8 protein-coding genes and 1 pseudogene are annotated in these 9146 nt (G+C 56.0%); 3 read left to right on the forward strand and 6 right to left on the reverse strand.

Features of this window, described 5'->3' with window-relative positions; all coding sequences use genetic code 11:
• Positions 1 to 263: 263 nt before the first annotated feature.
• The gene (locus K290_RS0132770) at positions 264 to 1301 is read right to left on the reverse strand and encodes an IS110 family RNA-guided transposase (protein ID WP_004119987.1); all 1038 of its coding nucleotides are present in this window, start codon (positions 1299 to 1301) and stop codon (positions 264 to 266) included.
• Positions 1302 to 1439: 138 nt separating this feature from the next.
• On the opposite strand from K290_RS0132770, the gene K290_RS37010 reads away from it, so the two are divergent.
• The gene (locus K290_RS37010) at positions 1440 to 2108 is read left to right on the forward strand and encodes a sterol desaturase family protein (protein ID WP_240535458.1); all 669 of its coding nucleotides are present in this window, start codon (positions 1440 to 1442) and stop codon (positions 2106 to 2108) included.
• A 133-nt stretch (positions 2109 to 2241) separates the two neighbouring features.
• Here the strand turns inward: K290_RS37010 and K290_RS38690 are convergent.
• Positions 2242 to 2455: pseudogene (locus K290_RS38690) on the reverse strand (hypothetical protein).
• Positions 2456 to 2950: 495 nt separating this feature from the next.
• Between K290_RS38690 and K290_RS0132780 the strand changes: the two are divergent.
• The gene (locus K290_RS0132780) at positions 2951 to 3925 is read left to right on the forward strand and encodes a LysR family transcriptional regulator (protein WP_004120053.1); all 975 of its coding nucleotides are present in this window, start codon (positions 2951 to 2953) and stop codon (positions 3923 to 3925) included.
• A gap of 547 nt (positions 3926 to 4472) precedes the next feature.
• Here the strand turns inward: K290_RS0132780 and K290_RS35690 are convergent.
• From K290_RS35690 to K290_RS38140, 4 genes are all read right to left on the reverse strand, one after another.
• Positions 4473 to 4883, reverse strand: coding sequence for a DUF4168 domain-containing protein (locus K290_RS35690; protein WP_028755370.1), 411 nt, complete (start codon positions 4881 to 4883; stop codon positions 4473 to 4475).
• A gap of 292 nt (positions 4884 to 5175) precedes the next feature.
• On the reverse strand, positions 5176 to 6204 hold the full coding sequence (locus tag K290_RS0132790; protein WP_004120058.1) for an LLM class flavin-dependent oxidoreductase: 1029 nt from the start codon (positions 6202 to 6204) through the stop codon (positions 5176 to 5178).
• Between the two features lie 212 nt (positions 6205 to 6416).
• Positions 6417 to 7529: a pyridoxal phosphate-dependent aminotransferase gene (locus K290_RS0132795; protein WP_004120061.1), complete on the reverse strand. Its 1113-nt coding sequence runs from the start codon at positions 7527 to 7529 to the stop codon at positions 6417 to 6419.
• Positions 7530 to 7947: 418 nt separating this feature from the next.
• The gene (locus tag K290_RS38140; RefSeq protein WP_172831088.1) at positions 7948 to 8133 is read right to left on the reverse strand and encodes a hypothetical protein; all 186 of its coding nucleotides are present in this window, start codon (positions 8131 to 8133) and stop codon (positions 7948 to 7950) included.
• Between the two features lie 756 nt (positions 8134 to 8889).
• Between K290_RS38140 and K290_RS0132810 the strand changes: the two genes are divergently transcribed.
• A partial coding sequence (locus K290_RS0132810) for a transposase (protein ID WP_028755371.1) occupies positions 8890 to 9146 on the forward strand: 257 nt, incomplete at its 3' end.

Below are 9146 nucleotides of genomic sequence, written 5' to 3' on the forward strand. Positions count from 1 at the left end.
CTTCTGTAACGGGCTGTCCCGAGTCAATCCCTTTTGAGCTTAATCCCTCGCCGAGTGCTTGCTTCTGTCCGCAGTCGACGCCGGGGTCGCTGCTTTATGGGGTCTGCTGAGGACCGGCTGGCCAATCTAAGGACGCGCAGTCACCTCAGTGCTGCTTGCGGTTCATCGGCCTATCCGCTCCATCGTCCCGGCGAAGGGACCTTGCTCCGGTGGGCTGATGGTGGTGCCCGCCCGAAACCTTGTCTTGTTGTCTCGCTTCCTGCTCAGGCGGTCATGGCTGACGCCGCCTTGTGGGGAATGAAGTTGGTTTTATCCCTGAGCATGTGGTGCAACACCACCGCCAGCTTACGGGCCAGCGCAACACGCGCCTTTCTGGGTCCCGCACGTCTTGCAACCGCCAGCGCCCAGCTTTTGAGATCCGAACCCTTCACGGGGCGCGTCAGGATGACATTGGCCGCCTCGTAGAGCGCGGTTCGTACGCCCGCATCACCGATCTTCGAGATGCGGCCGCTATAATCGGTTTCGCCCGATTGATACTTCTTGGGCGTCAATCCGAAATGCGGCCCCACCGCTCGTGATGATCGGAAGCGCTCAGGCGCGTCAACAGCCGACACGAATGTCAGCGCCACCAGCACGCCAACGCCGGGCGTCGTCATCAGCCGACGTGCATTATCGTCCTGACGGGCCATGACACGCAGCTTTCGTTCAAAACCTGCAAATTCGTCCATAAGCGCGTCGCGCACCTTCAACAGTGAAACGGTGATCGCCTCCAAGGTCGGATGACCTTCAATCAGCTCGCGGATCCGTGCCGCATAGGTGCGCCGCGTGGTCGGCCCTACCTTGAGGCCGAAACCGCGCAGAATGCCCCGGAGGCTCATCTCGATGTCGTGAAGTTTTCCCTGGATGAGCTTGCGTGCGGTCAGCAGCGCTCGCACCTCCTGGGCCGGAAGAGATTTGCAGTGGACCGGCCTGAACCAGCCAAGCCGCATTAACTGCGCAATACCCCGTGCGTCCTTCTTGTCGGTCTTCACGGGCATCGTCTTGAAGGCCGCCCGCACGTGGCGCGTCTCGATCAGTTCGACCGCCAGATCCGCCTTCGCCATTTCCGCGTAAAGCCATTGCGACAAGGGGCCAGCCTCAAGACCAATTCGTTCCATCGCCGCGCCCTGCTCGCCAAACCAGGCGATCAGCGCATCGGGTTCACTGTGGACCTTTGCCTCGCGCACGATGCGGCCATCCGCATCCACCACGCACACACTCGAGTATTCCAACGAGACATCGATTCCGGCATACTGCTTCATGGTCGTCTCTCCGTGATGCTATGGAGCAGGCCACTCCTGACTCCGCGACACCATCATTGTGAGGGACGACCACCAAGCCTTCAAACTCGCCTGGCTGGGATCCGCCCGTTACACCATCTAACGGTCAATTTTGGTGCCTTGCTTCACTCTAGCAATCCGCTCATCAACACGGGGCTCGCCGTCCTTTCAGGTGTGCTCGTCGCGATAGCCGGTGACTTCTTCTATTATTGGATGCATCGCGCCCAACACGCCGTTCCGTTCCTTTGGCGCCTGCATGCCACTCATCACTCAATTCGTGAACTGACGGCCTGGAATTGCAATCATCATTTTACCGAGCCATTTGTATACGCATTGTTTGTCACGCTACCACTTACGCTGGTTAACTTCGAATCAGGCGTCGTGCCCGTCGTTGCCATGACCCTAATTACCTTTCAGGCCCACCTTTCTCACTCTAGCACACGAGTCAACCTTGGGCCGCTCCGATACATTATCGGCGACAACAAATTCCACCGCATTCACCACTCGATGGAACCGCATCATCGGCATCGAAACTATGGGTTCTTTACGACGGTATGGGACACGATTTTCCGCACGGCATATTGGCCGAAAAAGGACGAGTGGCCGCAAGTTGGTCTCCGAGATCAGTCCGAACCACTCACCGTACGTGACTATTTTATGTTTCCGTTTGATAAGCGACGTTGGATCAGAACCAAGGTCGGAAATGGTATGCGGGGAGTTGAGGCTGGCGGATTGAACGCGGCGGAAAGAGATGGACCTGTTCGTTCGGATATCAGTTCCGCAGCTTGAAGTTCAAAGAGTTGGGTCTGATCTAAACTTGGTGGCGGCCTTGATCAGGAGGCTGCTTAGCGAGAAGATCTGCAAGGCTGCGGCCCACCGTTTGGTGATGATCCTATCCGGCAAGTTGAGCACGAGGGTCGGCTCAGATCCGTTTCATCTTAGCATCAAAGCTCCCCGGCCCGGCCAAGACCAGATACAGGACGACGAAGCAAAACAGGATTAAGCCATCGCCGCCGCCTGCGGGCAGCATTGGCGAAAACCAACTGTCCTGCCGGTGCCTCGCCGCCTGAGGGGAAGCCAAATAGTTTCACAGTGCCATGTTCAGTGAATAGCCGCGCGGCAACAATCCAGAGCACGGCAAGTGCCGTCTGCGTGTTTTGAAACGTTCCTTCAAATTAGTATTGAGCCTCTTCGCCGCATCATAAACTCCCGCTCAATCGGGATCCGGGTCAGAAGGCGCTCGACCGCTGGGATGAACCGAATTGATCTCTGGCAAATATCACGCCAATAGAAATTCGCAGAGGACGTGAAACCATTGTTACGCATGGAAAGGTCTTTCCGGGCGCCGAAGGGGATTGCCCTCCGAACAGATCGACTACCGATATAGCGATGACAAAAGGCCTGCCGTTCACTCGCTGAAGTTCACCAGGATGCTGTGCGGATCGCTCTTTCTTTCCCACCAAATGGGCCCGCTGTCGGACTGCGCGATATTCAATTTTCCGCCCACTATGCGATTTGCGAAGAAAGTTTTCACAGAGCGTCTTTGCGCTGTGAAAACGTCAATTTGTATTACTAATGAGGAGTACTGATAGGTTTGTAGGGCGTACATACACGCTGTGGATAGATAAGTTATGCGGTTCAATGGGCTTGACCTAAATCTCCTAGTCGCGCTCGACGCCCTGATGAGCGAACGCAATCTGACGGCGGCGGCGCGCAGTATCAACCTGAGCCAGCCAGCCATGAGCGCGGCGGTCGCACGGTTGCGCACCTATTTCCAAGATGAGCTGTTTACGATGGCCGGCCGCGAATTTATCCCCACCCGGCGGGCTGAAGGTATCGCGCCGGCGGTGCGCGAGGCTCTGCTGCAGATTCAGCTCTCCATTATTTCGAGGGAGCCGTTTGACCCGGCTAGGTCGGATCGCCGCTTCAAAATTGTGCTTTCCGATTACGTTACACTCGTGTTTTTCGAAAGGATTGCGGAGCGTGTCGCGCGAGAAGCTCCCGGCGTCAGCTTCGAATTTCTTCCCCCCGGCGATGATAATGAAGACCTTCTTCGGCGCGGCGACGTTGATTTTTTCATTCTGCCGGAAATATTCTTATCAAACGCCCATCCCCAAGCGAGACTGTTCGATGATGTCCACGTGTGCGTAGGCTGCACCTCGAACAAGCAACTGGAAGAGCCGTTTACGTTCGAGAGATACATGTCGATGGGGCACGTTGTGGCCAAATTCTATACGCGGAGGCCGGGACTCGAGGATTCGTGCCTCCTCGAGCACGGTCGCGAGAGACGGATCGACGTCGTCGTACATGGCTTCAGTATGATTCCGTCCATGGTTTCGGGCAATGAGCGCATAGGAACCATGCCCTTACGGCTGGCGCAGCACTTCGCAAGAACAATGCCGCTGCGCATCGTCGAGCTTCCGCTGCCACGACACCTTCCGTTCACCGAAGCCGTTCAATGGCATGAACTTCACAATAGTGATCCGGGAAGCGTCTGGATGCGCGAAATGCTGTTTGAGGAGGCGTCCCGCATGGTTTCGCCGATTGCCACGACCGCGCCGCTCAGCAACTCAAACCAGCACGAATGTTGTCCTGCGCACATGTGATCCGAAAACTTCATCGGGCCATGACTATTATATGGCTGCCATAGCGCCGTTTCGGGCGCCGCGCTATACGCCGCGCGTTAATGCTGCCGGCAAGCTTATACGTTCCCGCGCCCGCTCGCCGACCGCTTTGACGATAGTGGGATTAGCTTAACACCGGGGACGCTAGTTTAGGGTAGCCGATCGCGAACATCGCTCATCCATGACCTCACGTTTTGCCGGTCTGTCTGCCGCTCAACGATGTCGGAGATGCGACTACGCCGTGAGGGCCACTTGGGTGATCTTGTTGGAAAGTGGCACTTTGAGCCATCGGCAGATCCGGATAATGCACGCGCCCCGCCGAAGAGTAGATGATTGCGTCCATCGCTCGTATGTGACTGCTGGGCTGCCGGACAATTGCCGCAGGGTATCTTGTCGACGTGCTCACTGCCCAGTTGGATCAATGTCGCGGACATGGTCATGAAGAACCCCCGGTCAACGCCGTGCCAAGATTGTAGGACTCGGCGCGGCGATGGCGGGTGATCAAATTGATCGGTGATCGTGGGGTTGCTCACTGCTTTGCGGGCGCGGATTTCTGCAGTTTGTCGTCAAGTTTCTTCACGAGAACAGGATCCTTCTGTGCAGCGGCCAGAATTTCGTTGTATTCGTCCACTGAAATATTGGGAGAGGTCTGAACGGCCTGTATCATCTGTTTTCTTGCCTCGCTCCGTAGCTCTTGCTTCGCTGTCTCATCCGGCGCCGCCTTGATCTTGGCCGCGTACTCCTGCCTAATCTTGTCCACCTGGAGATAGGCGACGGCAAAAGCTTCGATCTTCTGGTCACTGATGGCCGCAGCCGCACCATTGCCATCTGGTTGCCCTTGGGCGGGTTGCGTCTCTTGCGCCGCTGCAGGATTGCTGAGAAACATCAAGCCCAAAACTGCAGCGGTCAACGATGCGGCAGAGATGTAACGATCGATCATTTTAATTCCTCTCATATAGTGCGGGGGACAAGGCTTCTTTCCCAGCGTAAAGCCAAAAGCGGTGATATAGCCGGCTTCGGTCGACGAGGATTCGGCGACAATGTGGCCTTCAATGCTTGCCATAGGACGATAGCGAGGCGATCATGATACCATGAACGGGGCGCTGCCGAGAACTTTGCCATCATCAGGAGCATATGAACCGGATGCGACGGCGAGGAGCTTGACGTTTAGCATCCAACTGGACGGCCAGCACGGCGCAGGAAAAGTTGTTGGGGCTCCAAATTATGGCGCATCAGTTAAGACGAGCCATAAATTCGGATTGAATAGTGGCTGCTGTGTAAAGGGAAGCATCCAGCGGCAGGGTCCCAAATGCAAGTTGACACAGAAGATAGTTGGCGCCTGCCTCTTCTACCTGGCTAAGTAATGTTTGTCTCACCGACGCCGCCGACCCTGCGATGCATAACTCGTTCTCAACCGCCTCGTCGAAAGTCAGCGGCAGGTTTGGTGGAGTCTGCAGGTCATTTAGCTCGTAAAGGAATTCAAAGCTGGCGAGCCAGTGTTCGTAAGCCGGCGCTGCGAGCACCCAGGCTTCGCGGTCAGAACGCCCAATCACGATCATGCGAAGCAAGCCACGAAACGAGGATTGATCATCTTCGCCCGTGTTCTCTTTTCGATGGGCGCGGAAGGCGTCAGTAATTTTGCGGACAGAAGAGGACGGTCCCAGGCACGCGATGTTTGCGCCGTTCGCAGCGGCCCAGCGGGCCGATTCGGGTCTACCTGTGGCAATCCACATCGGTGGATGCGGGCTTTGATGAGGTTTTAGTGTCAAAGGTATGTTGCTCAGCTCAAAATGCTGGCCCTTATGGGACAACGTGCCGCCTCTCATCGCATTAAGAAGAATTTCACTGGCTTCCGCATAGCAGCCTGGTGCCGCGTCCGCACACATCCCGAAATAACTTAATTCGATCGGGAGAGAACCGCGTCCAATCCCGACCTCAACTCTGCCGCCGCTCAATTGGTCCAGCATACAGATTTCTTCAAAAGCACGCAGCGGGTGATAAAGGGGCAGCAGCATGACAAGTGGCCCGATACGAATCCAACGCGTACGCTGCGCGACGCTCGATAAAAACAGATTTGGCGATGGCCCTCTCCCATGTGGAGTACAGTGGTGCTCAGCAAGGTGATAAGCGTAAAAACCAAGGCCGTCGCACGCCTCGGCTAACCTCAGGCGATCTGAGTACTGCTGGGCTATGTCGCAGCCGTTGTCGTCCAGATGATCGAAGATGCCGAAGGTCAGATTAGAAGGAATGGCATTTCCCATTCGATTGTCTCCAATGTTAGATGAAAGATGTCGATTCAAGCGATGAAGAGGCGGTCTATGCTCCGGCCGTGGTTCTCCACGACGAGGCATCAAAAGGCACCAGGGTCAGTGCAATCGCCGACACCGGTTGTGTCGACCTCATTTGGTGCGGAGATCTGGGTATCCCGGCCAAATCGACTTGGCTGTTTCTGTGGTGTCGGCAAAAACAAAGATTAGCCGTGCGTGACCGGCTGCATCTTCAGGCTTTTAGAAATGTCAGCGGCGGCTGATAGGAATGCATCCATTTGGGTTTTTGAACCGACGCTTACGCGAATATGATTTTCCAGGCCGTCATCGGGAAAGACGGCAACAAGTATCTTTCGTCTTCTCAACGATGCTTGCCACCACGTGCCGTTTTGCCCAGGTGGTGCGCGAGCAAGCAAGAAATTTGCATGAGACGGGGTCACCGAAAATCCGAGTTTAGAGAGTGCGGCCGTGGTTCGGTGTCTTTCATCTTTGATATGTTTGTGGTTCTCGGCGTAGGCGGCGCGGTGCGAGAGGATGCTGGTGCCGACCGCGTGGGCAATAAGATTCATATTGAAGAGATTTTGGCTGTTACGCAGCCTTCCGATAAGTTCAGGATGACCGAAGCCGAAACCAATGCGAATACCGGCGGCGGCGTAGCTTTTAGAAAATGTTCTTAAGACCAGCAGGTTCGAATGGCGATTGATAAGTCGTAGAGCATCGTCGGGCGCAAAATCGACATACGCCTCATCCAACACTATCAAACGGTCGGATTGCGCAGCGAGCCTGTCGATCTCGGCTATTGGAACAAAGGTTCCGCTCGGGTTATTCGGATTGGCCAGCAGGATGAACTTTGCCTCTTTTGCGGGACCGAGAAGCAATTGCTCTATCGGCAACGAATAAGCTTTGCTCCATTCGATTTCGAGAAATTGAGCACCCTGCAACAAGGCTAGTTTGCGGTTGAACGAAAAACCTGGCGACATCATCGCCACGCTATCACCCGGAGCAAGGAAAGCCCTGTAGATTAGCCCCAGCAGTTCAGACGATCCATTGCCGGCGATCACCTGATCGCGGGAGAGGCCATACGCATTGGCGGCCGCTTCCCGCAAGCAGCGATTATCATCCTCCGGATAAAGGTAATGCCGTTTGAGGGCGGCAATCGCGCTTCGCATCACCAGCATTGGCAACGGAAATGGATTCTCATTCGTGTCCAGCTTAACGCAATTGGCTTCAGGACCCGGCTGTTTAGCCGGAATAGCGTCGAGCTGTCTCACCGTCTGCGAAAGAGCCGAAAGCACACTTTGCAGTTTTGCATCAGACATATCTTTTCTCCGTATCAGTTAGTCGAACCCGCTAGCATGTGATCGGCAGTCCTAGCTGAAGCCCATGTATCTTCGTTCCGCTTCGACGACGGCAGCAACGATCATCCTGTCCGCAGATCGCCACGCAACGCTAACCCTCTAAAACCGCAATTTGCTCAAGCCTTTGAAATTAGAGCGGCGCCTTTGGACCAGCCGCCTCTCACGATGTGATTTGGCGGCCAATGCCGCCAGCTTGCCCCCGCCGTTTTCGAATGCGGCTCTCACCCGGCCCATCCCCTAAAGTGGTAGTCTCGGCAAAACTCCGAAGGCAGCTGACGGGATCGCAATCGCGACCGACCGCGTCGAGACCGGCAGAAACGTGCAGCTCGCTTGGACGATCACCACGGAAATCTTCATGAGGGCCTCCTGGAGCATGAAATTACAAGCCGAGAGCTACGGACTGGATCGAGACCTCAAACACGACCATGCGAGCGAGATCGATACCGTCCGTCGGCGGATTGGGTATTCTGATCTGCCCAATACCTTCGCCACTGATGAGCCGGCCGTCGCCAGTGGGATCAATGGGGACATCGTCGACATCCCTGCCGAGGAGGCTTATCGTCATGTGAACCACCACTGATTAGCATCGCCGACCCCACCGTCGGTGGAGCACTTCACCGCCTATTTACGCTTGATCGGCCCATCGGGATAATCGATTGATTTAATAGGACTCATCCAAATGTCGGATGGTTGCGGCAAGCTTCGCATCACAGCGGTGAAAATCGACCAGGGCAGGTGTCGTCGGTTCGTGCCCGCGGCGGCGTCGCTCGTGGCAGCGCAATAGACTGCCGGCCATGGCTCTCGCGGGCTCCTCGACTCACCGCCGCATCGACATTGCAATGTCCTAATCATCGTCTCGGCACGATTTGCTGCAGGCGATGTTCAGGCCGTCATTCCAACGCGATCGGAAGTACAGGCTCTCCCTTGAGTCTGATGCGGGCACTATCTCGCGATTTTCATTGGAGGATTAGGTTATCGTCGAATTTGGCGGCGATCGCCGGCTCCGCTCGTGCTGTCGGCACCCTCGCCGGCATTGGCGAGAAGACCGACCGGCGGGACTGGGTGTTCGAGGAAGCTGCGGGACTATAGCGCGGGCTTAATGCGAGCCTGGCTCGCGGGCAAATGACATATTTTGATGCAAGCGCCGCTGCGAGCAACCTCCCAGCGTCGAGAAGCATGTTGCCTCCAGCTGCAGCTCCTGATCCGCCTTTCCTTCGGATAGAGACGTAGCCGCAAATGCTTAGAGGCTGCCTCAAAAAGAGGTGGGTGATTTCAGCAGGTTATGATTCCTTCGGATTTGCGAGATTCGATGGAGAACACGATGGCCTGGACCAAAATCACCCGTCGGCAATATGCCCGGCGAACGGCACGCTACGCAAGCGATATGACGGATCGGGAATGGGGTCTGGTTCAGCCTTTCCTGCCAATGCCGCGCCGCTTGGGCCGCCCGCGGACCACGGATTTGCGAGAGGTGGTGAATGCCCTGCTTTACATCGCCACAACTGGTTGCCAATGGCGGATGCTGCCGAAGGATTTTCCACCCTGCTCGACCGTCCAGCGCTATTTCTATGAATGGAG

It is taken from the genome of Rhizobium leucaenae USDA 9039 (genome assembly GCF_000426285.1).
GTDB classification, from domain to species: domain Bacteria; phylum Pseudomonadota; class Alphaproteobacteria; order Rhizobiales; family Rhizobiaceae; genus Rhizobium; species Rhizobium leucaenae.

Excerpts from the sequence above, each read along its gene's own strand:
- K290_RS0132770 (WP_004119987.1), bottom strand. The coding sequence starts at position 1,301 with ATGAAGCAGTATGCCGGAATCGATGTCTCGTTGGAATACTCGAGTGTG.
- K290_RS0132780 (WP_004120053.1), top strand. The coding sequence starts at position 2,951 with ATGCGGTTCAATGGGCTTGACCTAAATCTCCTAGTCGCGCTCGACGCC.
- K290_RS35690 (WP_028755370.1), bottom strand. The coding sequence starts at position 4,883 with ATGATCGATCGTTACATCTCTGCCGCATCGTTGACCGCTGCAGTTTTG.
- K290_RS0132790 (WP_004120058.1), bottom strand. The coding sequence starts at position 6,204 with ATGGGAAATGCCATTCCTTCTAATCTGACCTTCGGCATCTTCGATCAT.
- K290_RS0132795 (WP_004120061.1), bottom strand. The coding sequence starts at position 7,529 with ATGTCTGATGCAAAACTGCAAAGTGTGCTTTCGGCTCTTTCGCAGACG.
- K290_RS38140 (WP_172831088.1), bottom strand. The coding sequence starts at position 8,133 with ATGACGATAAGCCTCCTCGGCAGGGATGTCGACGATGTCCCCATTGAT.